The following is a 23,003-nucleotide window of genomic DNA, read 5'->3' on the forward strand; positions in this document are numbered from 1 at the left end:
CGACAACGATGATCGCAGGGGCGGGACGCCCCTGCTCCTTTACGCGCCGGCACAGACCCGGTTGCGCCCGCCGCGTTTGGCGGTGTAGAGGCGGTCATCGGCCTGGGCCAGCAGCGTGTCCAGGCTGTCGCAATCGGCCGTCAGGGCGGAGACGCCGATGCTGACGGTAACCGACAGGGGGCCGCGCGGGGTGTCGAGGACGACGCCCGCCAGGTGTCGACGCAGGCGCTCCGCCCGCGCCGCGGCCTGGCTGTCGTCGGCCACGGCGAGCAACAGGGCGAATTCCTCGCCGCCGACCCGCGCGCACAGGTCGCGGCCGTCGGTCTGGTCGCGCAGGGCGTCCGCTACCCGTCTCAGGACCTCGTCGCCGCGGGCGTGACCGTACTGGTCATTGACGCGCTTGAAGTGATCGATGTCGAGCATCATGGCTGCCAGGGGCAGGGCGCGGGCGCGCGCCTCGTTGAGCAGGCCCACGAGGATGCCGACGTTGGTCCTGTTGTCTTCGACCACCAGGACCTTGGGTCTGGGGTCAAGCATCAAGCTGTCTTTTGAGCAAGGTAGTGTTCGAGCAGGGTCTGGGCCTCCTTGAAGCGATAGGTGCGGATCAGGCCATGCAGTTCATCGAAGAAGGGGCGGTCCGCGGCGGGGAGGCCAGCGGCGGCCAACTCCTCGGCCAGGGTCTTGCAGTCGCGCGCGCGGTGTCCCTCCAGGGCGAGCCGCAGCGCCGCGTAGCGTTCCTCCAGCCAGCCTTGATCCACGCCGGCCGCGGGGTCGGGCGCGTCCGGCGCCGTGGCCGTGCGGGCCCCGGCGATGGCATCGCACAGGGCCGGGATCCCCTGGGTCAGGGTCGCGAGCAGAGCCGGGTAACGTTCCGGGTGGTTCTCGCGGATCGCCTCGTGCAGCGCGGCGCAGGCCACGAACAGTTCGGTGGCCGCCAGGTTACCCAGGACCCCTTTTAGGGTGTGGGCCAACTGCCGGGCGGCGGCGGGGTCCTGGTCCAGGGCCGCGGCGAGCTGGGTCGGGGTGTCGCGGTAGGAGTCGCTGAACTCGCTTAGGACCTCCCAGAACAGGTCCAGGTCTTCGCCGACGCGCTCCAAGAGTTCAGCGCTGTCGATCCCGGGGATGGACGGGGGTTGATCGCCTGGGGATAAGTCCATCGGTGCGGGTACCTCTTGTGTGACGGGTCGGGTGGGCCGGCGGGTGTGGCCGGGCGGCCTGGCGGGGCCTGCCGCCGCGGCGGTTGGCCGGTTTTCGGAAGCGGCCGATCACCCCGGCGGCGCGCGCAAGCGGCAATTATCCTCACGGGGCTAAGATCCTACCAGAGGTTGACGCGGCGCGGTCGCGGTTGCTGTAATCAGCGGCCCAGTCCCGCGGGCACCCGCCCAGGAAGATCGCGACCATGCTCCTGCAACCCGTCATCCTCTCCGGCGGTTCCGGCACCCGCCTGTGGCCCCTGTCGCGGGAGGCCTATCCGAAGCAATTCCTGCCCCTGACCAGCGAGCACACCATGCTCCAGGAGACGGTCCGGCGTCTGGACGGACTGGACCAGGAGCACCCACGCCATGCCATCGGCCTGCTCGAGCCGCTGGTGGTGTGCAACGAGGCCCACCGGTTTCTGGTCGCCGAGCAGTTCCGCGTCCTGGGGCGCCACCCGGGCGCCATCATCCTGGAGCCCAAGGGCCGCAACACTGCCCCGGCGCTCACTGTCGCGGCCCTGGCGGCACTCCGGGGCGGCCTGGACCCGGTCCTGCTGGTCATGCCGGCGGACCATATGATCCGCGACGAACCGGCCTTTCGCGCCGCCGTCGCCGACGGCGTCACCCTGGCCGAGCAGGGCGCGGTGGTGACCTTTGGGATAGTCCCCAGCAAGCCCGAGGTGGGCTACGGGTACATCCGGCAAGGCGAGCCCTATGTCGGCGAGGCCCGGGGTGAGAGTCCGCTCGAGGGCCTGGCCGGTCACGCCTACCGACTCAGCGCCTTCGTCGAGAAGCCCGATCTGGAGACGGCCCAGGGCTATCTCGCCGATGGCCGGTACCTGTGGAACAGCGGCATCTTTGTCCTCAAGGCGTCCCTGTGGCTGAGCCTGATCGAGCGCCTGCGCCCCGACATCGCCCAGGCCGCGACCCACGCCTTTACGGCTGGGCGCGAGGCCGGGCAGTTCTTCGGCCTCGATGCCGCCGCCTTCGCCGCCTGCCCCAGCGACTCGATCGACTATGCGGTGATGGAGCACATCGCCGGCGAGGCCCGCCGCGAGGCGCCGGCGACCATCGTCATCCCCCTGGACGCCGGCTGGTCCGACGTGGGTGCCTGGTCCGCCCTGTGGGAGGTCCGGGCCCAGGACGCCGCCGGCAACGTGCTCGACGGCGACGCCTTCGTCCATGACGCCAACAACAACCTGCTGATCGCCCGCCATCGGATGGTGGCCGTGGTGGGGGTGGATGACCTGATCGTGGTCGAGACCCCGGACGCGGTGCTGGTGGTGAAAAAGGACCGCGCCCAGGACGTCAAGGTCGTCACGCAATTCCTGGAACACGCGGGGCGCCACGAGTTCCGCCACCACCAGCGGGTGCATCGCCCCTGGGGCGCCTATGAGTCCATCGGGCATGGCGGACGCTATCAGGTCAAACGCCTGTCCGTGAAGCCCGGTGAGTCCCTGTCGCTGCAGATGCACCACCATCGGGCCGAGCACTGGGTCGTGGTCTCCGGCACCGCCCGCGTGACCTGTGACGACAAGTCCTTCCTGATCACCGAGAACCAGTCGACCTACATCCCGGTCGGCAGTGCCCACCGGCTGGAGAACCCGGGGACCATCCCGCTGGAGATCATCGAGGTCCAGTCCGGCAGCTACCTGGGCGAGGACGACATCGTCCGCTTCGAGGATGTCTACGCGCGGGGCAGCAAGGACGGTTGAGCCGCGGGGCACAGATTTTGTCCGCAAATGAACGCAAATGAACGCAAATAGTCCGATTCTGCCAGCGTCGGCTTGATCTCCTCGCGTGGGTTGCCGCGGGTTTCTCGCGATAAGTGATTTATTTGCGTTTATTTGTGTTCATTTGCGGACTAAGATTAACGGTTTTGCCGTCCGGGACCTCACCATGGGATTCAAATGCGGGATCGTAGGTCTGCCCAACGTGGGCAAGTCCACGCTGTTCAATGCCCTGACCAGGGCCGCCATCGCGGCCGCGAACTACCCCTTCTGCACCATCGACCCCAACGTGGGGGTCGTCCTGCTGCCCGACCCGCGGCTCGACGTCATCGCCGCCATCGCCAAGCCCCAGGCCATTCTCCCGACGACCATGCAGTTCGTGGACATTGCCGGACTGGTGGCCGGCGCCTCCAAGGGTGAGGGACTGGGCAACAAGTTCCTCGCCAACATCCGCGAGACCGACGCCATCGCGCATGTCGTGCGCTGCTTCGAGAACGACGACGTGATCCACGTCTCCGGCGGCGTCGACCCCCTGCGCGACATCGAGATCATCGACACCGAACTGGCCCTGGCGGACCTCGAATCGGTGGAGAAGGCCCTGGACCGTGCCGGCCGCGCCGCCAAGGTCGGGGACAAGAAGGCCGCGGTGCGCCGCGACCTGCTGGAGCGGGTGCGCGTGCAGCTCGACCAGGCGCGGCCGGTGCGCACCCTGGATCTCAGCGACGAGGAGCGCGCCGAACTGCGCGACCTCTTCCTGCTGACCAACAAGCCCGCCATGTACATCGCCAACGTCGCCGAGGACGGCTTCACCGCCAACCCCCTGCTGGACGCCGTGCGCGAGCACGCGCGCGCGGAGGGCGCCCTGGTGGTCCCGGTGTGCGCCGCCATCGAGGCCGAGATCGTGGAACTGCCCGATGAGGAGCGCGGCGAGTTCCTGGCCGAACTGGGGCTGGACGAGCCGGGCCTGAACCGGGTGGTGCGGGCCGGCTACGAACTGCTGGGGCTGGAGACCTATTTCACCGCCGGGCCCAAGGAGGTCCGCGCCTGGACCATTCCCGCCCGCTCGCGGGCGCCCCAGGCGGCCGGGGTCATCCACTCCGACTTCGAGCGCGGCTTCATCCGTGCCGAGGTCATCGCCTACGCCGACTTCGTTGCCTGCAAGGGTGAGCAGGGGGCAAAGGAGGCCGGCAAACTGCGTTCCGAGGGCAAGGAGTATGTGGTGAAGGACGGCGATATCATCCACTTCCGCTTCAACGTCTAGACCGTTCAGCATGACCGCCATCCCATTCGACACCCACAAGTTTATCCGCACCATCAAGGATTCCGGCATTCCGGAGAACCAGGCGGAGGCCATCGCCGAGGCCTTCAAGGCGGCCCAGTGCGAAGCGGACCCGGCAACCAAGGCTGAAGTTGCTCAACATGAGAACCACCTCCAGCACTCCATCGAGGTCCTGCGACTGGAATTGAAGCGCGATATTGCCGAAAGCAAAGCCGAACTGACGCGCTGGGTCATTGGCGCCGGGATATTGCAAACGAGCATCATCATCGGCGTGTTGCTCAAGGTGGCAAGGCTGGTTTAGCAGGTTCGGTCGGGTCTAGTAGGGTAGCTCCCGCACGAGCAACACCTTCACCGCCCTGACCCAGCCCCCGTTTTGACGGATTGTGCTCGACGGTGGGCTCCATGGCGAACGACTGGAATGATTTGGTGCGCCACCAGGGCGTGCCCGTTCAGGCTGTCGAGGTTGACGACCGGTGCCGGTGCCGCTAGAATGCTGGGCTCTTGGCTATCTTGGCTTAAGTAGCCGAAAGCTGGTTTGAGCGATGCATTCCTGATGCCATAGCTCTGTTATTAAAATCAGGTTGTTGCGCTAGTCAGCGCGCGATCCTGCGCAGCTGCACTAATTTCTTGGCGATGTAGCTCAGTTGGTTAGAGCGCCACACTCATAATGTGGATGTCCCCGGTTCGAATCCTGGCATCGCCACCAACTCCCCCCTTTTTTCACTTGTTTCTCCCGCGCCGCCGCGGTTCCTGCGGCGATCCTCAGCGCGGCCCCGTCGGTCGCGTCAGCCGTATCGTCTTGGTGTCGTCTCGTTCCCACGCTCCTGAGACTGTCAAATTAATCGGCGTAGGTCGGGTTGGCACAGCGTAACCCGACTGATGGTACCGAAATCTCGGGTTATGGCGCGCGCTAACCAACTGGAGTCCAAGGCTTCAGCCTTGGAGCGTGCCAAGGCTGAAGCCTTGGACTCCAGGCAGAGGCGACGCGGTCGGCGAGTACGCCTTAACTTAAGGGCAGTGACGCGGCGCGTGGAAACGAACCATGACCTGGCCCCTCAGTCCTTGGCCGCCGGCCTTTGCCGCATGGAGAATCCGGCGATCAGGACCGCCGCGGAGACGATCAGCACGACGATCGATGCCAGGGCATTGATCTGCGGCGAAACCCCCATGCGCACGCTGGAATAGACCACCATGGGCAGCGTGGTGGCGCCGGGGCCGGCGACGAAGCTGGAAATCACGAGATCATCCAGTGACAGCGTGAAGGCGAGCAGCCAGCCGGACAGCAGGGCCGGGGCGATCAGGGGCAGCGTAATGCTCATATAGACCCGCAGCGGGCGGGCGCCCAGGTCCATGGCCGCCTCTTCCAGTGAGCGGTCCATTTGCGACAGGCGTGAGCGCACCACGACGGCCACATAGGCCATGCTGAAGGTGATGTGGGCGATGGTGATGGTGGTGAAGCCGCGCCCGTCGGGCCAGCCGATGGTCTCCTCCATGGTCACGAAGAGCAGCAGCAGCGACAGTCCGGTGATGACCTCGGGCATGACGAGCGGCGCCGTCAGCAGCAGTTGAAACCCGGCCCGCCCGCGGAATTTGCCGTGGCGCACCAAGGCGTTGGCCGCCAAGGTGCCGAAGACGACCGCAAAGCAGGCGTTGGTGGCGGCGATCCGCACGCTGAGCCAGGCGGCGTCGAGCAGTTGCCGGTTCTGCATCAGTTCCCCGTACCACTTGGTCGAGAATCCCGACCACACGGTGACCAGCCGCGATTCGTTGAACGAATAGATGATGAGCAGCAGGATCGGCACATACAGAAAGGCGAAGCCGAGGCCCAAGAAGGCATAGAGCTTCCAGCGTCCGCGGTTCATAGTTCGTCCCCCCCGATCCGGCTTTCCAGGCGCTGCATCAGCACGAAGGGCACCACCAGCAGCCCAAGCAGACAGATGGCAAGCGCCGCGGCGAGCGGCCAATCCTTATTGCTGAAGAACTCGGTCCAGAGCACCTTGCCGATCATGAGGCTGTCGGGGCCGCCCAGCAGGTCGGGGATCACGAACTCACCCACGACCGGGATGAAGACCAGCATGGAACCGGCGACGATGCCGGGCAGCGACAACGGCAGCGTGACCTTGAGGAAGGCCTTGAACGGGCGGCACCCCAGGTCCGCCGCCGCCTCCAGCAGGCTGAAGTCGAGCCGGGTCAGGTTGGCATACAGCGGCAGGATCATGAACGGCAGATAGGAATAGACCACCCCGATATAGATCGCGGTCTGGGTATGCAGAATGGTCAGCGGGGTATCGATGAGCCCGAGCCAAATCAGAAAGTTGTTGAGCAGCCCGCTGGGCCCCAGGATGCCGATCCAGGCATAGACCCGGATCAGGAAGGAGGTCCAGAACGGCAGGATGATCAGCATCAACAGAACGATGCGGTGTCGCTCCGGTGCGGTGGCGATGGCATAGGCCATGGGGTAGCCGATCAGCAGGCATAAGACGGTGCAGACCAGTGCCACCCAGAGCGAATTGAGGAAGGCCGCCAGGTACAGCTCGTCAGTGAAGACGGTGATGAAGTTCGGCAGATTCAGCCGGACCTGCAGGATCCCATCGTCCACCCATTGCCACAGGCTGGTATAGGGCGGCTGGGCCAGCGCGGTCTCCGCCAGGCTGATATGCAGGACGATGGCGAAGGGCAGCAGGAAGAAGAGCCCCAGCCACAGATAGGGAGTGCCGATATTCAGGACGCGCGACAGGTGCCGGTCGCGCAGGTGGAGCTTGGCGAGGAGTGCCTTCATGGTTATCGCCTATTCCGTCAGGACCACGCCGCTGGTCGGTGACCATTCCATCGCCACCTCTTGCCCCCAGGTCAGGGCCTGCTCGGTGCGGGGCGCGATGTTGGTCAGGGTCATCTCGACCAGCAGTTCGGGGCTGACCCGCACCCGGTAGATCGACACGTCGCCCAGGTAGGCGATGTCCTCGACGATCCCCTTGACCTGATTGACCCCGTTCTCATGGTAATTCTGACAGATCCGGAGCTTCTCGGGGCGGATCGCCACCGTGACCGGGGTGCCGACGGCGTGCGGGTGCGAGCAGCGCATGTGCAGCCGCCGCCCCAGCGTGGTCTCCACCAGCACCTGGTCGTCCTGCGTCTCCGCCACCCGGCCGTCGAACAGATTCACCAGGCCGATGAAGTCGGCGACGAAGCGGTACTCGGGGTATTCATAGATCGTCGTCGGGGTATCCACCTGCAGGATCTGGCCGGCGTTCATCACGGCGATGCGGGTGGACATGGTCATCGCCTCTTCCTGATCGTGGGTCACGGTCACGAAGGTGATACCGAGGCGCTCCTGGAGGTTGACCAGCTCGAATTGGGCACTCTCGCGCAGGCGCTTGTCGAGCGCCCCCAGCGGTTCGTCGAGCAACAGCAGCTTGGGGTGTTTGGCGAGCGTGCGCGCCAAGGCGGCGCGCTGGCGCTGACCGCCGGAGAGTTGGTCCGGTTTGCGCTTGCGCAGCTCCGAGATCTGCAAGAGGGCGAGCATCTCACCCACCCGCTCCGCGCGTTCCTTGCGCGGCATCTGGTCCTGTTTGAGGCCGAATTCCACGTTCTGCTCCACCGTCATGTGGGGGAACAGGGCGTAGGACTGGAACATCATATTGACCGGGCGGGAATAGGCCGGGATGTCGGTGACATCCGTCCCATCGATCCAGATGCGCCCCTTGGTGGGGCGCTCCAACCCCGCGAGCATGCGCAGCAAGGTGGACTTGCCGCATCCGGAACTCCCCAGGAGCGAGAAGAACTCGCCCTGGAAGATGTCCAGCGACACATCATCGACCGCGTAGACGTCATCGAACTGCTTGGTGACGTGGTCGATACGCACATAGGGCGCCGCCTTGGGGTCCTGCCAGGGCTCCAGTCGGCGCCGTTCCGCGGGGTTGGTCATGCTGCTTCCTGGTTCCTTGCGCTCAGCGGCCGGTCTTGATACGGGTCCACAGGCGATTGAGATTGCGCTGCTCCTTGTCTTTGGGGGTCTTGAGCACGATCAGCTTCTCCTTGACCGCCGCCGCGGGATAGATGCCGGGGTCGGTGCGCACACTCTCGGTGACCAAAGGGGTCGCCGCGGTATTGGCATTGGCATATTTCACATTGTCGGTGATCTCGGCGATCACGGCCGGTTGCAGGATGAAGGCGATAAAGGCATTGGCGGCGGCCGGATTGGGGGCGTCCTTGGGGATGGCCATCACGTCGGTCGCGAGCACGGCGCCCTCCTTGGGGATGTTGAAGCCGACCGTCACGCCCTTGTTGGCCTCGGCCGCACGGCTCCTGGCCTGGAGGATGTCGCCGGAGTAGCCGTGGGCGACACAGAGGTCGCCGTTCGCCAGGTCGCCGATATATTGCGACGAGTGGAAGTAGCGGATGTTCTTGCGCGCCTCCTTGAGCAGCTTCTCCGCCGCCGCCAGGTCCGCCTCGGAGCGGCTGTTGGGGTCCTTGCCCAGGTAGGCCAGGGCCGCGGCGAAGGCCTCGGTCGCGTCGTCCAACATGCTGATACCGCAGCCCTTGAGCTTCGCGGCCTGCGCCGGGTCGAAGAGGATGGCCCAGGTATCGGTGGCGGCGCCCTCGCCCAGCGCCTCCTTGACCTTCGCCGTGTTGATGCCGAGCCCCGTGGTGCCCAGCAGATAGGGCACCAGATGGGCGTTGTCCGGGTCCAGTTCCTTGAGGCTCGCCATCACCGCCGGGTCCATTTTGTCCAGACCGGTGAGCTTCGCCTTGTCCAGGGGCTGGTAGAGCCCGGCCTGGATCTGGCGGGCGCCGAAGGGCCGCGAGGTGGGGAAGACCACGTCATAGCCGCTCTTGCCGGCGAACAACTTGGCCTCCAGGACATCATTGGTGTCATAGAGGTCCAAGACCGGGCGGATGCCGGTCTGCTTCTGGAACTCCTGCAGGGTGTTCGGCGCGAAATAGTCGTTCCAGTTGTACAGGTGCACCGTCTCCTCGGCCTGGACGGGGCTGAGCACGGACAGCATACCGGCACAAACGGCAGTCAGGGTAAGGCGCAGGGTGTTGAGCTTTGGCACCGGGAGTCTCCCAAGGCGAGGGGTTGAACGGCTCTCACATGGTGCGCGCGGCGGGGACCGTCGCCGGCCCCGCGGGCCGGTGCGCACCGGGGGCGATGCTACTGCAAAAGCGGGCGCGGGCATATCTCCGGGACGGACCCGGGTCCGTTTTCCGGGTCCGTACACTAGCTGGCGGGGGGCCGACGGGGCCGCGGACGACGCTGCCGCATCACCGGGCGTCGTTGTCGTTGTCGTAATCGTGGTCGGATTTTTCGATTACGACAACGACAACGGACCCGGGATCTCAGTCACCACATCAGTTCTGATCGCACCCTGGCCCAGGCGGCACGCGGATCAGGGTGTGACCATCTGGTAGACTTGCCCTCTTGCCGATCCGCCGCCGAGGCCGACTCAACCGGCCGCGCCCGGCCAGAGACCGCCCTGACCAAGGTGTCGAGGCGCGGTGGGCCCAGTTCGGCCCGTCCTGACCCTGGCGATCCGGCGGCGTCGCTCTGCTACGTTGGTGACAGGAGAGACCTATGACCCCGGAAGCCAAGGCACGCCAGGACATCGAACAGCGCCTGATCGAGGCCGGCTGGGTGATTCAGGACTACCAGGACATCGATCTGGGTGCCGCCCGCGGCGTGGCCGTGCGCGAGTATCCGACCGCGACCGGCCCCGCGGACTATGTGCTCTTCATCGACCGCGCGCCGGTCGGCATCATCGAGGCCAAGCGCGCCGAGTCCGGCGAGAACATCACCGTCGCCGAAGACCAGACCCTGCGCTACGCCACCGCGCCCCTCAAGTGGCGCGGCCTGATGACCCCCTTGCCCTTCCTGTTCGAGAGCACCGGGGCCATCATCCGTTTCACCGACGCCCGCGACCCGGCGCCGCGCTCGCGCGAGGTCTTCCACTTCTTCCGGCCCGAGCAACTGGCGCACTGGCTCGCCGCGCCCGACACGTTGCGCCGCCGGTTGGCAAGCACCCTGCCGGCCCTGCCGACCGCCCGCTTGCGCGAGTGCCAGGTCGCCGCCGTCGGCGGGCTCGAGCGCTCGCTCGCCCACAACCGCCCCCGCGCCCTGGCCCACATGGCGACCGGCTCGGGCAAGACCTTCACCGCCATTACCGCCGTCTACCGCCTGCTCAAGTTCGCCCGCGCCCGGCGCATCCTGTTCCTGGTCGATACGCGCAACCTGGGAACCCAGGCGCATCAGGAGTTCATGGCCTATACCCCGCCGGATGACGCGCGCAAGTTCACCGAGCTTTACAACGTCCAGCGCCTGAGCAGCAGCACCATCGATCCCCAGGCGCAGGTGGTCATCAGCACCATCCAGCGTCTGTACTCGGTGCTGTCGGGCGAACCGCTCGACGCCTCGGCCGAGGATATCTCACTCAACGAGCTGCAGCAGATGCCGCAGCAGGCCAAGCGGGTCCGCTACAACGCGGCCGTCCCGATCGAGACCTTCGACTTCATCATCATCGATGAGTGCCATCGCTCCATCTACAACGTCTGGAAGCAGGTGCTCGACTATTTCGACGCCTTTCTCATCGGCCTGACCGCCACCCCGGACAAGCGCACCTTCGGTTTCTTCAACGAGAACATCGTCGCCGAGTACACCTATGAACAGTCGGTTGCCGACGGCGTGAACGTCGGCTACGATGTTTATGAGATCGAGACCGAGGTGACCAAAAAGGGCGCCGAGTTGAAGGCGAAAGAATGGGTGGACCACCGCGAGCGCCAGACCCGCAAGCGGCGCTGGGCCCAAACCGAGGAGGACCAGGCCTATACGGGCAAGGAACTGGACCGCTCAGTCGTCAACCCAAGCCAGATCCGCCGGGTCATCGAGGCCATGAAGACCGCGGTGGAGACGCAGATCTTCCCCAACCGAAAGGAGACGCCCAAGACCCTGATCTTCGCCAAGACCGACAGCCATGCCGACGACATCATCCAATGTCTGCGCGAGGTCTATGCCCAGGGCAACGCCTTCTGCAAGAAGGTGACCTACAAGGCCGAGGACGATCCGGACAGTACGCTTGCGAGCTTTCGCAACGATCATTACCCACGGATCGCCGTCACGGTCGATATGATCGCCACCGGCACCGACGTGAAGCCCCTGGAGATCCTGCTCTTCATGCGCGACGTGCGCTCGCGCGGCTACTACGAACAGATGAAGGGGCGCGGCGTGCGCAGCCTCGATTGCGATGGTCTCAAGCGCGTCAGCAACAGCGCCGACAGCGCCAAGACCCGCTTCGTACTGATCGACGCGGTGGGCGTGGAGCGCTCGCTCAAGACCGACAGCCGGCCGCTGGAGCGCAAGCCCGGCATCCCGCTCAAGGACCTGCTGCAAGGGGTCGCCATCGGGCACCGTGACGACGATACCTTGCTGAGCCTCGCCAACCGCCTGGTACGCCTGGCCAAGCAGTTGGACGACAAGGCGCGGGCGCGGGTAGAGACAGTCTCGGGCGGGGTGTCCGTGGCCGACCTGGGCAAGGGGCTCATCGCGGCCCTGAACCCGGACCGGATCATCGAGGACGCGCTCGCCACGGCCGAGGCCCGCGGTATCACCAGGTCCGAAGACACCCTCACCGCCGGTGAGATCGCCGCCGCCCGCGCCGCGCGTGTCGCCGCCGCCTGTACCCCCTTCGACCGCCCTGAACTGCGCGAGGCGATCGAGTCCGCCCGCCGCGAGCATGAACAACTGATCGACCACATCAACCTCGATCAGGTCACCTTCGCCGGCTACGGGGAGCAGGCCGAAGCCCAGGCGCGCAAGGCCATCCAGGGCTTTGCCGACTATATCGCCCAACACAAGGACGAGATTGCCGCGCTCGCCTTCTTCTACCAGCAGCCCTACCAGCGGCGCGCACTCACCTTCGAGATGATCGAGGAACTGCACGACCGACTCGGCCGCCCGCCCCTGATGCTGACCACCGAGCGTCTCTGGAGTGCTTATGCGCGCGTCAAGACCTCCCAGGTCAAGGGCGCGGACGCGCGGCGCCAGTTGACCGACCTGATCGCCCTGGTGCGCTTCGCCATCGGGCTGGACAGCGAACTGCGCCCGTTTCGGGAGCAGGTCGACAAGCGCTTTCAGGAATGGATCTTTCGCCACAATGCCCAGCGGGCGACCGCCTTCACCCCGGAGCAGACCGACTGGCTGCGGCTGATGAAGGAGCATATCGCGGCGAGTTGCAGTATCGGGCGGGGGGACTTCGATTATGCGGAGTTTGCGGATAAGGGTGGGTTGCAGAAGGTGTGGGGGGTGTTTGGGCCGGCATTGGATGGGTTGATGGATGAGATGAATCGGGAGTTGGTGGCGTGAATGGCTTCAGTGTGCGATCTGGCTCCCACGCGGCAGCAGGGGAGCAAGTGCAGACGCTCCAGCGTCGCGTAGCGCCTCGGGCCGCTGGAGCGGCCGGACTGCATTCCCACGCTGGAGCGTGGGAACGAGACGAGCGCCCCGAACCATGACCAAGGGCGCACCCAGCAGTTCTGACGGATACGATGAATCACCAGTTGGCGAGCAAAACGCTTCTGTGCCGCTGCCGGATTCGTGGGTTCTTACCCCCTTGGCTTCTATCGCGGAAATAGATCCACGTTCGTTTTGTATCGTGCCGGCTGCCACGCTACTCCCGGTCCATTTCATTCCGATGAGTGCAGTGACCCAGGAATTCGGCGGGATCGATGTCTCAGCTACTCGCCCATTGGCTGAGGTGCAAAAGGGCTACACATCCTTTCTCGCCAATGATGTCTTGTTCGCCAAGATTACGCCCTGCATGGAGAACGGGAAACTCGCCGTGGTGCCGCCGTTGCCGTATCACATCGCCTTCGGATCGACCGAGTTTCATGTTCTGAGAGCAACCCCTGCGGCGCACCCTGCCTGGCTTGCCTACTTCTTGTCGCAGACGAACTTCCGCAAGTTGGCGCGGCAGAACATGACGGGCAGTGCTGGTCAAATGCGTGTAGCCACCACTTGGCTGTCATCTGCCGCCATTCCTGTCCCGCCGGTTGCGGAGCAAGCCCGCATCCTGGAAAAGCTCGAAGAGTTACTCCCCGACCTCGACGCCGGCATCGCAGAGTTGAATGTCGCGCAGAAGAAGCTGTCGCTATACCGACAGTCCCTGCTTAAAGCGGCAGTGGGCGGCACGCTGACTGCGCCATGGCGCGAAGTCCAAAGTCAGCAACCAGACGAGCCGAAAGAGACCGGCGCCCAGTTGCTCGAGCGCGTCCTCACTGAACGCCGTGCCCGCTGGGAGATCAAGCAACTCGCCAAGTTCAAAGATCAACGCAAGGCGCCGCCTAACGACTGGCGACTGAAATACTCCCAACCCGTACAGCCAAGAATTGCGAGTCTGCCCGACTTGCCGGCGCAGTGGGCCTGGGCTAGCGTTGAGCAAGTTGCGTCTGACGAATCGTATGCGCTTGCTATTGGACCATTTGGTAGCAATTTGAAAGTATCGGACTATCGTGATGCCGGAGTGCCGCTGGTCTTTGTTCGCAATATTCGATCACGGAAATACGGCGGCGCAACTACCAGATACGTAACAGCAGAGAAAGCCGAAGAGCTTAAAGCCCATGGGATTGAAGGCGGGGATGTTCTTGTGACAAAGATGGGTGAGCCGCCCGGTGATTCCGATGTCTACCCGATTGGTCAGTCGCCAGCAATCATTACAGCCGATTGCATCAAGGTAAGATGTTGGCCGGGACTTATGGAACCTGCGTTTCTTTCCGCAATTATCAATTCTTACATTGGGCGGCAGCAAATTGGGCCGATCACCCAAGGAGTCGCACAAAAGAAGGTTAGCCTTGGTCGCTTCTCGTTCATAGCTTTACCCCTTCCTCCCGTGGACGAGCAACGAAAGATCCTCGAGTGGCTTGCTGCCGCAGAGGGTGAAATAGGAGCACAGGAGGTTGCCGTGCTTCTGGCGCTCAAGAAATCCGCCGCCCAACGCCAAAACATCCTCAAAGCCGCCTTCTCCGGCCAACTGGTCCCGCAAGACCCCAACGACGAACCCGCCGCCGTGCTGCTGGAGCGCATCCGCGCCGAGCGGGCCGCCGCGGGCACCGGCAGCGGCAAGCGCGGGCGCAAGACCCGGGCGCTGTCATGAACGCAGCAAAGGAAAGTGCCGCAGCCGGTGGCACAAACTGATGGGGTCCTGTTGGCATTGGAGCGCGTCAAGGATATGGTGTGGCATGGCGCTGGTACACGATGGGTGCCGCGAGCTATGGTCGCCGCCGGCCCTGGCCATGATTCCGGCCGCTGAGCCGACCGCGAGGACGTTGGTCCGCACAGCGGACCCTACGGTCAAGCGCCGCGCCCGTAGGGTCCGCTGTGCGGACCCAGCGCCGCCGGCGGGAATGATGATCGAGGCCCCGCCTGCGGTGCCGCCAGCGGCCAGCAGTCATTCGGCGGTTTTCAGAGGATATTGATATGTTGACGCGCCTGGAAGTCGATGGCTTCAAGTCATTCGAGGATCTTGTCATCGATCTTGCCCCCCTGACGGTGATCGTCGGCAATAACGCCGCAGGTAAGAGCAATCTGTTCGACGTCATTCAACTGCTGGCAAATCTGGCTACCCGTGACGTGGCGGAGGCGGTCAAGGATATGCGCGGCGAGCCGTTGGAACTTTTTCGCCAGACGGCCGGCGGACGTTCCAGCCAGATTCGCCTGGCGGCAGAAGTCCTGGTTGATCCTGTGGTGCGCGACCCCTGGGGAAGCGAGGTAAAGCTCAGCCACACCCGTTTGCGCTATGAGGTCACGTTGGAGCGTCGAACGATCAAGCCCGGGATCGAGCGTGTTCAGGTCGCGCATGAGGCGGCGCTCCCGATCATGCGCAAGGATGACAAATGGGCAGACTCCATGCGGCCCTCCAAGGCGTTTCGGGGTGCATTTCTCAAGTATGTACGCCAGAAGCCCTGGTTGACGACCGAAGGCTTGCCGGAAGGACTCACCTTCAGCGTTCATCAGGACGGAAAGCAGGGCCGCAACCGCCCGGCCAGTGCGGCGGAAGCGACGGTGCTCTACAGCATTACGAATGCGGAGTTTCCGCACCTGTTCGCATTGCGAGAGGAAATGCGGTACTGGCGTCTGCTGCAACTCGATCCTGCCTTGCTACGTAAGCCGGTGCCGGCAACGGCGCCCGATGTATTGACGGCGGACGGCTCGAACCTGGCCGCGGTCTTGGCGCAACTCAAGGCTGAGACGGCAACAAAAATCCGCCCCGTCGGCGTTCTCAGTGATATTGCGGCTGAACTGAACAACCTGATTCCAGGGATCACGAAGCTTGATGCGCAATTGCATGAGGCGAGCCGCGAATACCGCATCGAACTTACGATGCGCGATGGTTTGCCGTTCAGTTCAAGGGTTATTTCGGACGGCACCCTGCGGGTGCTGACGCTGCTGACACTCCTGCACGATCCGCGACACCGGGGGTTGATCTGTTTCGAGGAGCCGGAAAACGGTGTTCACCCGGCCCGAATCAAGCAGTTGATTCAACGTCTCCGGGACATGGTGACTGATCCACAGGGGTTTGGCGACGATGACGTATCGACACCCTTGAGCCAATTATTGCTTAACAGCCACTCACCGGTCGTACTGTCCGCATTGATCAATAAGGAGTTGATGTCGGAACACCGATCGATCCTGTTCGCCGATACCGCCACTGTCACCGATCCGCAGAAGCACGAGCAGCGCCGCAGAACCCGTTTGCGCCCGGTCCGTTTCAAGGTTCAAACGTCGCTTTTTGGTGACGACGATGTGCCGCAGGGTTTCGTCTCGGATCTTGAAGTCAAGCGCGTGCTGGAAACCGTGAGCACGGAGGGCTGAGCATGCATTATCTGAGTCTCGCCCTTTATGCCGAAGGACCTACTGACTACAGCTTTCTCTGTCCGGTGTTGGAGCGACTTTGCGAAGCGATTTGCCTGGGTGATGCGCCGCAGCCGGTCGAGATCAGTGAATGTCTGAGTTTGAATCACCCTGAGTCAGCGAATGATGCACCGCGCGAGCAGCGTATTTTTGAGGCAGCGCAAGGGGGGCGCGGTCATTGGGGGGTTCTCTTTATTCATGCGGACGGTGCGGGAGACCCGGTGCGTGTGCGCAACCAGCAAGCGCAACCCGCTATCGATAGGCTGCGGCAGGCTTTCGCCAATGAAGGGGTGGGGGTCGCCGTGGTTCCAGTCCGTGAGACAGAGGCTTGGGCGATTGTCGATGGCGAGGCGCTACGCCAGGTCTTTGGCACCACATTGACTGATGACGAAATGGGCTTGCCGCCGTCGCCAGGCTCAGCGGAGGCGGCAGCCGATCCCAAGGCAACGCTGGCCGCCGCATTCAAGGCGACTCATCCCTCGGGACTGCGTAAGCGGCGTGGCGTCTCACCCATGCTGAATGCACTGGGCGAACAAGTCTCCCTACAACGACTGCGGCAGCTTGACGCCTTTGCGGCGCTGGATAGCGAGCTGAGGCTGGCACTGCGACAACTGCGGATATTGGAATGAATGCATCGACCCTGATCCAGAAGATCTGGAACTTCTGCCACACCCTGCGCGACGACGGCGTCGGCTATGGCGACTACCTGGAGCAACTCACCTATCTGCTGTTCCTGAAGCTGGCGCACGAGTATGCCCAGGAGCCCTATGGCCGTGATACCCATATCCCCCGGGGCTATGACTGGGCGAGCCTGAGGTCGAAGACCGGCGAGCCGCTGGAGGCGCATTATCTGGCCCTGCTGCACCGGCTGGGCCAGGGGACCGGGATGCTCGGGGCGATTTTCTTCAAGGCACAGAACAAGATCCAGGACCCGGCCAAGCTCTCGCGGCTGGTGCAACTGATCGACGCGGAGGACTGGATCAGCCTGGATGCGGACACCAAGGGCGATCTGTACGAGGGCCTGCTGCAGAAGAATGCGGAGGATACCAAGAGCGGCGCCGGTCAGTATTTCACGCCGCGTCCGCTGATCCAGGCGATGGTGGAGTGCGTCCGCCCCGAGCCCATGCGGACCATCGCCGACCCCGCCTGCGGCACCGGCGGCTTCTTTCTCGGTGCCTATGCCTGGCTCACCCGCCCGGGGCAGACGCTGGACCGGCGCCAAAAGGAGTTTCTGAGCCGCAAGACCTTCTCCGGGAATGAGATAGTGGCGAGCGCGCGCCGCCTCTGTCTGATGAATCTGTTCTTGCACAGTATCGGCGATTTGGACGATGAACCGATGGTCGACCGTGCCGACGCACTGGTCGGCGATCCCGGTTGGCGGTATGACTATGTGCTGGCCAATCCGCCCTTCGGCAAGAAGAGCAGCATGACCATCACCAATGCGGAGGGTGAGGAGGACCGCGACGCACTGACCTATGAGCGTCAGGACTTCTGGGAGACCACCTCGAACAAGCAGCTCAATTTTCTCCAACACATTGTTACCATCCTCAAGGCCAGCGGCAAGGCGGCCGTGGTGCTGCCCGACAATGTCCTGTTCGAGGGGGGCGCGGGTGAGCGCATCCGCCGCAAGCTGTTGGAGACCTGCGAGGTCCATACGCTGCTGCGCTTGCCGACCGGGATCTTTTATGCCAACGGGGTGAAGGCCAATGTGCTGTTCTTCGACAATCGCCTGAAGGACGGGCAGGTCCATACCCAGGGCCTGTGGATCTATGACCTGCGCACCAACCGGCACTTCACGCTCAAGACCCGGCCGCTGAAGTTCGACGATCTGCGCGATTTCATCACCTGCTATAACCCCGAGAATCGTTTTGAGCGCAAGGAGACTGAGCGCTTCAAGTATTACCCCTATGCCGAGCTGGTCGCCCGCGACAAGGCGAGCCTGGACCTCTTCTGGCTCAAGGATGACGCGCTGGACAATCTGGATGACCTGCCGCCCCCGCAGATCCTGCAGCAGGAGATCATCGAGCACCTGGAGGCCGCCCTGATGGCGTTTCGGGACGTGGCCGCGGGGCTGGCGAAGTGACAAGCCTAGACCAGTCCCTCGCCCTCAACTTCAAAGAGATGTCACGCAAAGACGCAAAGACGCAAAGAAGAATGATCCAATTGGGATTAGGGGCGCGGCGATGATCTGGCCCTGGTCTGGGTCGGTTGCGCCTCACCGGGGTGATCGCGCTGGGTGCCTCATTGGTATGCTCCAGTTTTTCGAGAGGTTGTTGAGTTCTTCTTCCCTTTGCGTCTTTGCGTCTTTGCGTGAGATTCGTTCTTCTTCAGAGAGGCATGGGTAACGTTCGGGCGCCGGGCCCGTCGCGTCGGGCCCACACGGCCTGTAGGGCGAGGCCCCGTCCCTGTGGTTAAATAGCGCCCTGACGCGCGCCCCGCGACCGGCCTTTGGCCATCATTCTGAGGTAGCTTGCCTGTGCTCCTGATTCCCGCCATCGATCTCAAGGACGGCCGCTGTGTACGCTTGCGCCAAGGGCGCATGGAGGACGAGACCGTGTTTTCCGACGACCCGGTGGAGATGGCCGGGCGCTGGGTGGGGCAGGGCGCCCGGCGACTGCACCTGGTGGATCTCAACGGCGCCTTCGCCGGTGAGCCGGTCAACGGCGCGGCCATCCGCGCCATCGCCGCCCGCTATCCGGACCTGCCGCTGCAGGTCGGCGGCGGCATCCGTGACGAGGCGACCATCGCCGCCTATCTCGCGGCCGGGGTGAGCTTCTGCATCATCGGCACCCAGGCCGTGACCGAGCCCGCCTTCGTCGCCCGAGCCTGCCGCGCCTTCCCCGGCCACCTCATCGTCGGGCTGGACGCCAAGGACGGACAGGTCGCCATCCGCGGTTGGGCCGAGGTCACCGAACACCGGGTCGAGGAACTCTCCAAACGCTTCGAGGGCGACGGCGTCGCGGCCATCGTGTACACCGACATCGGCCGTGACGGCATGATGACCGGTCCCAACATCGCGGCGACCCGGGCGCTCGCCGCGGCGGTCGCGCTCCCGATCATCGCCTCCGGCGGCATCACCGACCTGGCGGACATCCGCGCCCTGGCCCAGGCCGCGCGGGTGCCCGACCGGCCGGGCATCACCGGCGCCATCACCGGCCGCGCCATCTACGAGGGCACGCTCGACTTCGCCGCCGGGCAGCGTCTCGCCGATGACCTGGCCGCCACCCCTTCCTGAGGAGCAAGACCCATGAGCGACACCTGGCTCGACACCATCAAGTGGGACGCGGACGGCCTGGTGCCGGCCATCGCCCAAGAGACCGGCACCGGCACCATCCTGATGATGGCCTGGATGAACCGCGAGGCGCTCGCCCTGACGCGGGAGACCGGCCATGCCGTCTACTGGTCGCGCTCGCGCCGCAAGCTCTGGCACAAGGGCGAGGAGTCCGGCCATCAGCAGGTGGTGCGGGCCCTACGCATCGATTGCGACGCCGACGTGGTGCTGATGGAGGTGGAGCAGAGGGGCGGCATCGCTTGCCACACGGGTCGCCACCACTGCTTTTTCCGGGAACTGGACGGCGTCGGCAACTGGGTCGAGATCGCCCCGGTGCTCAAGGACCCGGACGCCATTTACCACCGATGAGTGCCACCGCCCAATCGCTAGCCCGTGTCCACCGCCTCAGCGTGGCCGACTACCATCGCATGGGCGAGACCGGCATCCTCGGGCCGGAGTTGCGTACCGAGTTGATCGATGGGGAGATTATCGAGATGCCGCCGATCGGCCACCCCCATGCCGGGACCGTCAAGCTCCTTGCCAACCTCCTGAAAGAGGCCGTCGGGAGCGCCGCGGTCCTGGCCGTCCAAGACCCGGTTTGGCTCGACGACCATTCCGAACCCCTACCCGACATCGCCCTGCTGCGCCCCCGCTCGGACTACTACCGCAGCGGTCATCCCGGCCCGGACGAGGTGTTGCTGCTGATCGAGGTCGCCGACAGCAGCCTGCGCTACGATCGCGAGGTGAAGATCCCGCGCTACGCCCGGGCCGGTATCCCCGAGGTCTGGCTGGTCGATCTGGGCGGCAGTGCGCTCAGCATCTACCGGGAACCGGGCGCGAGCGGCTATGCGCAGGTCAGCAAAGCCGCCGACCTCGCGGCCGTGCCGCTGCCCCTTGCCGGTCCGGTGGTCTGCGACCTCTCCGCCCTCTTCTGAAACCGTAGCCAAGCCTGATCCGGGACGCAACCGCGGGGGTCGGGTTTCAGCACGCCTCTGCGTCAGGTTAGACTAGCCGCACGCCCCACTGCCTACTCGCGACCGGAAACATGACCGACATACTCGAACGCCTGGCCGACGTCCTGGAAACCCGCAAGCAGGCGGACCCGGAGTCTTCCTATGTCGCCCGGCTCTATGCCAAGGGGCTGGACGCGATCCTGAAAAAGATCGGGGAGGAGGCGACCGAGACGGTCATGGCGGCCAAGGACGGGGAGGCGGACAAGATTGTCTACGAGGTGGCGGACCTATGGTTTCACACCCTGGTGCTGCTGGCGCACCAAGGCCTGCGCCCAGCGCGGGTGTTGGCGGAACTGGATCGGCGCTACGGCCTCTCGGGTATTGCGGAGAAGGCGGCGCGCGGCGAGCAGGGGGCCGTGAAGGAATCGTAACTTGCAATCCCCAAGCGACGCGCCGAGCGCGGCTGTCTTGCCAAGACGGCATGATAAAATAAGTAGATAGGCGTGCTGTCCGGGGTCGGCAGGCCCGCAATCAGCGCGCGCCGAGGGGGGGCGGGCGGCCCCCTGCGCGTACCTGAACCGGGGTGATTGGAGTATGATTGAGGATCTGCGGCGGCGCGGGCGGTGCCCGGTCCGTCGGCCAAATCAACCTGAATTCAGACCGCTTGCGAGCGGTGGCGGAGAAGACCATGGGCCTTGGTGGTTTGCATGTCTGGCACCTGTTGATCCTGTTGGTGGTCGTGCTGCTGGTGTTCGGCACCAAGAAGCTGAAGAACATCGGCCAGGACTTGGGCGATGCGGTCAAGGGCTTTCGCAGCGCCATGGGGTCCGGTGAGAAGGGCGAGGAGCCCAAGCAGATCGATGAGTCCGCGCCGCGGCGCGTGGCCGATCCGGCGCCGACGGCCGCGCGGTCCAAGGTCGGGGCGACGCCCGCGGCCGGGGACCCGCGCTCCGATTGGCCGAACTCCTGATCCCGTTGCGATCCGCATCTTGAACAGGCGTTCATAGGGCCTCGCGATGTTCGATATCGGCTTTTGGGAACTGATGGTGGTCGGGGTGGTCGCCCTGGTGGTGATCGGCCCCAAGGACCTGCCCAGGGTGGCGCGTCTGGCCGGACTCTGGCTGGGGCGGGCGCGCCGCACCCTGGCCACGGTCAAGGATGAGATCGACCGTGAGTTCAAGGCCCAGGAACTTCAGGACATCCTGAAAAAGCAGGCGCAGGGCAACCCGCTGCAGCGCATCCTGGAGGAGCCGGTGGTGCCGCCGCCCGCTGCCTCCCGCCCCGATGCGGACGCCGAACCGGGGCGACACCTGTCCGAGCCGCCCGAGCGAATCGCCACGAAATCCTAATCCGGCCCCCGAAGGCGCCTGACCCGCGAACCAGCCGGTTCGCGTTTTTCGCGTTTTTCGCGGACCCATTCCGGTCCCCGCGGACGCGCGGATTGCCCCCCGAGATCTCCTCATGGCCCCGTCCACCGAACCCGATGACCCGGGCGCCGAACAGCCCTTTCTCTCCCACCTGGTCGAACTGCGCGATCGGCTGATCTGGATGCTGGTCGGGATCGGCGTGGCCTTGGTGGTGACCTTCCCCTTCGCCAACAGCCTCTATACCTATGTCGCCGCCCCGCTGATCGCCAAGCTCCCGCAGGGCGGCCACATGATCGCCACCCAGGTGATCTCGCCCTTCCTCGCACCCTTCAGGCTGGCGCTGATGGCGGCCGTGTTCCTGGCCATGCCCTGGCTGCTCTATCAGCTCTGGGCCTTCGTCGCGCCGGGGCTCTACCGCCACGAAAAGCGCCTGGCGATCCCACTCCTGGCCTCCAGCGTGGTGCTCTTCTACCTGGGTATGCTGTTCGCCTACTATCTGGTGTTTCCGCTCATCTTCGGCTTCATGGCCGCGACGACCCCGGAAGGTGTGGCGATGATGACGGACATCACGGCCTACCTGGACTTCGTGCTCGCCCTGTTCTTTGCCTTCGGTGTGGCCTTCGAGGTCCCGGTCGCGACCATCCTCCTGGTTGCCATCGGGGTCACGACCCCCGATGCCCTGGCCGCCAAGCGCCCGTATATCATCGTCGGGGCCTTTGTGGTCGGCATGGTGCTGACGCCGCCCGATGTCTTCTCCCAGACCATGCTCGCGATCCCGATGTGGCTACTGTTCGAGCTGGGGGTCTTCTTCTCCCGCATCCTGGTCCGTGACCGGGCCGCCCGGGAGGCCGCGGAGGCGGCCCAGGCCGCGGGTCCCGGTCCGCTCCCGCCCCCCGCACCGCCGCCCGGGCGGCCAGGCGGCGGTAGTCAGCCGTCCTTCCCGTCCGTGATGGGGGACGAGCTGGAGCCCGATGATCCCGGCCCCCCCCCGGACTGGCGTCCGCTGACCGACGAGGAGATGGAGTCCGAGTTGGACCGCGCCGATGCCGAACACGCGGCCAACCGGCCGGCGTCCGCGCCAACATCCGCGCCGGCCCCGCTCGATCGGGTCGAGGAAAAGATCCGGCGGGCCAACCGGCTGCGCGAACTGGAGAACCACTTCGCCGCCCGGCAGGTGCTCTACGAGGTGTTGGAGGAGGGCGACGAATCCCAGCGCCGCACGGCGCGCAACATCCTCAACTCACTCAACGGGTCCTGAGCCGGGGGCGGGCAGGCAGCCCGCACGCCGGGCGTCAGGGTTGGGTGAGG

The 23,003-nt window shown here is 64.8% G+C and carries 21 protein-coding genes and 1 tRNA gene; 16 read left to right on the forward strand and 6 right to left on the reverse strand.

All coding sequences use genetic code 11. The annotated features are described in order from the left end of the window. Positions 1–39 precede the first annotated feature (39 nt). Positions 40–537, reverse strand: a complete 498-nt coding sequence (locus THSYN_RS07880; RefSeq protein WP_100918646.1) for a GGDEF domain-containing protein — start codon at positions 535–537, stop codon at positions 40–42. After that, on the reverse strand, positions 537–1,157 hold the full coding sequence (locus THSYN_RS07885) for an Hpt domain-containing protein (RefSeq protein ID WP_100918647.1): 621 nt from the start codon (positions 1,155–1,157) through the stop codon (positions 537–539). The genes THSYN_RS07880 and THSYN_RS07885 overlap by 1 nt, the downstream gene beginning before the upstream one ends. A gap of 242 nt (positions 1,158–1,399) precedes the next feature. Here THSYN_RS07885 and THSYN_RS07890 point away from each other — a divergent pair, with 242 nt between their 5' ends. From THSYN_RS07890 to THSYN_RS07905, 4 genes are all read left to right on the forward strand, one after another. After that, positions 1,400–2,911 carry a mannose-1-phosphate guanylyltransferase/mannose-6-phosphate isomerase gene (locus THSYN_RS07890; protein ID WP_100918648.1) on the forward strand — a complete coding sequence of 504 codons (1,512 nt, stop codon included), beginning with the start codon at positions 1,400–1,402 and terminating at the stop codon, positions 2,909–2,911. 184 nt (positions 2,912–3,095) lie between these two features. Further along, the gene (gene ychF, locus THSYN_RS07895) at positions 3,096–4,187 is read left to right on the forward strand and encodes a redox-regulated ATPase YchF (protein WP_100918649.1); all 1,092 of its coding nucleotides are present in this window, start codon (positions 3,096–3,098) and stop codon (positions 4,185–4,187) included. A gap of 10 nt (positions 4,188–4,197) precedes the next feature. Continuing rightward, positions 4,198–4,506: a CCDC90 family protein gene (locus tag THSYN_RS35755; protein WP_100918650.1), complete on the forward strand. Its 309-nt coding sequence runs from the start codon at positions 4,198–4,200 to the stop codon at positions 4,504–4,506. A 328-nt stretch (positions 4,507–4,834) separates the two neighbouring features. Next, positions 4,835–4,911: transfer RNA gene (locus THSYN_RS07905), tRNA-Met, on the forward strand. A 349-nt stretch (positions 4,912–5,260) separates the two neighbouring features. On the opposite strand, the gene THSYN_RS07910 is transcribed toward THSYN_RS07905, so the two are convergent. Genes THSYN_RS07910 through THSYN_RS07925 form a run of 4 tightly spaced genes read right to left on the reverse strand, consistent with a single transcriptional unit; the run spans position 5,261 to position 9,262 of the window. Then, on the reverse strand, positions 5,261–6,067 hold the full coding sequence (locus THSYN_RS07910) for an ABC transporter permease subunit (RefSeq protein WP_100918651.1): 807 nt from the start codon (positions 6,065–6,067) through the stop codon (positions 5,261–5,263). Next, positions 6,064–6,984: an ABC transporter permease subunit gene (locus tag THSYN_RS07915; protein WP_100918652.1), complete on the reverse strand. Its 921-nt coding sequence runs from the start codon at positions 6,982–6,984 to the stop codon at positions 6,064–6,066. The genes THSYN_RS07910 and THSYN_RS07915 overlap by 4 nt, the downstream gene beginning before the upstream one ends. 9 nt (positions 6,985–6,993) lie before the next feature. Further along, positions 6,994–8,130 carry an ABC transporter ATP-binding protein gene (locus THSYN_RS07920; RefSeq protein WP_100918653.1) on the reverse strand — a complete coding sequence of 379 codons (1,137 nt, stop codon included), beginning with the start codon at positions 8,128–8,130 and terminating at the stop codon, positions 6,994–6,996. A 22-nt stretch (positions 8,131–8,152) separates the two neighbouring features. Beyond that, positions 8,153–9,262 (reverse strand): extracellular solute-binding protein, encoded by a 1,110-nt coding sequence (locus THSYN_RS07925; protein ID WP_236848822.1) that lies wholly within the window; start codon positions 9,260–9,262, stop codon positions 8,153–8,155. A gap of 518 nt (positions 9,263–9,780) precedes the next feature. On the opposite strand from THSYN_RS07925, the gene THSYN_RS07930 reads away from it, so the two are divergent. From THSYN_RS07930 to tatC, 12 genes are all read left to right on the forward strand, one after another. Further along, complete coding sequence (locus THSYN_RS07930; protein WP_100918654.1) at positions 9,781–12,561, forward strand: type I restriction endonuclease subunit R; 2,781 nt, start codon at positions 9,781–9,783, stop codon at positions 12,559–12,561. A 145-nt stretch (positions 12,562–12,706) separates the two neighbouring features. Next, complete coding sequence (locus THSYN_RS07935) at positions 12,707–14,347, forward strand: restriction endonuclease subunit S (RefSeq protein ID WP_157817523.1); 1,641 nt, start codon at positions 12,707–12,709, stop codon at positions 14,345–14,347. A gap of 323 nt (positions 14,348–14,670) precedes the next feature. After that, entirely contained in the window at positions 14,671–16,065 is a 1,395-nt protein-coding gene (locus tag THSYN_RS07940; RefSeq protein WP_100918655.1) for an AAA family ATPase, read from the forward strand. 2 nt (positions 16,066–16,067) lie between these two features. Then, the gene (locus tag THSYN_RS07945; protein WP_100918656.1) at positions 16,068–16,733 is read left to right on the forward strand and encodes a DUF4276 family protein; all 666 of its coding nucleotides are present in this window, start codon (positions 16,068–16,070) and stop codon (positions 16,731–16,733) included. Continuing rightward, a complete protein-coding gene (locus THSYN_RS07950) occupies positions 16,730–18,187 on the forward strand; it encodes a class I SAM-dependent DNA methyltransferase (RefSeq protein ID WP_100918657.1) in 1,458 nt (485 codons plus the stop codon). The genes THSYN_RS07945 and THSYN_RS07950 overlap by 4 nt, the downstream gene beginning before the upstream one ends. Positions 18,188–18,580: 393 nt before the next feature. Further along, complete coding sequence (hisA, locus tag THSYN_RS07955; protein ID WP_100918658.1) at positions 18,581–19,339, forward strand: 1-(5-phosphoribosyl)-5-[(5-phosphoribosylamino)methylideneamino]imidazole-4-carboxamide isomerase; 759 nt, start codon at positions 18,581–18,583, stop codon at positions 19,337–19,339. A gap of 12 nt (positions 19,340–19,351) precedes the next feature. Then, the gene (gene hisI, locus THSYN_RS07960) at positions 19,352–19,744 is read left to right on the forward strand and encodes a phosphoribosyl-AMP cyclohydrolase (protein WP_100918659.1); all 393 of its coding nucleotides are present in this window, start codon (positions 19,352–19,354) and stop codon (positions 19,742–19,744) included. Further along, positions 19,741–20,310 (forward strand): Uma2 family endonuclease, encoded by a 570-nt coding sequence (locus THSYN_RS07965; protein ID WP_100918660.1) that lies wholly within the window; start codon positions 19,741–19,743, stop codon positions 20,308–20,310. The genes hisI and THSYN_RS07965 overlap by 4 nt, the downstream gene beginning before the upstream one ends. A gap of 110 nt (positions 20,311–20,420) precedes the next feature. After that, positions 20,421–20,759 (forward strand): phosphoribosyl-ATP diphosphatase, encoded by a 339-nt coding sequence (locus THSYN_RS07970; RefSeq protein ID WP_100918661.1) that lies wholly within the window; start codon positions 20,421–20,423, stop codon positions 20,757–20,759. Between the two features lie 257 nt (positions 20,760–21,016). Next, entirely contained in the window at positions 21,017–21,298 is a 282-nt protein-coding gene (tatA, locus tag THSYN_RS07975) for a Sec-independent protein translocase subunit TatA (RefSeq protein ID WP_100922343.1), read from the forward strand. A 46-nt stretch (positions 21,299–21,344) separates the two neighbouring features. Then, entirely contained in the window at positions 21,345–21,677 is a 333-nt protein-coding gene (gene tatB / locus THSYN_RS07980) for a Sec-independent protein translocase protein TatB (RefSeq protein ID WP_100918662.1), read from the forward strand. Positions 21,678–21,789: 112 nt separating this feature from the next. Then, positions 21,790–22,953, forward strand: coding sequence for a twin-arginine translocase subunit TatC (gene tatC / locus THSYN_RS07985; protein WP_100918663.1), 1,164 nt, complete (start codon positions 21,790–21,792; stop codon positions 22,951–22,953). Positions 22,954–23,003: the final 50 nt, after the last annotated feature.

Origin of the sequence: Candidatus Thiodictyon syntrophicum (assembly GCF_002813775.1) — a bacterium.
Taxonomy (GTDB): Bacteria; Pseudomonadota; Gammaproteobacteria; order Chromatiales; family Chromatiaceae; genus Thiodictyon; species Thiodictyon syntrophicum.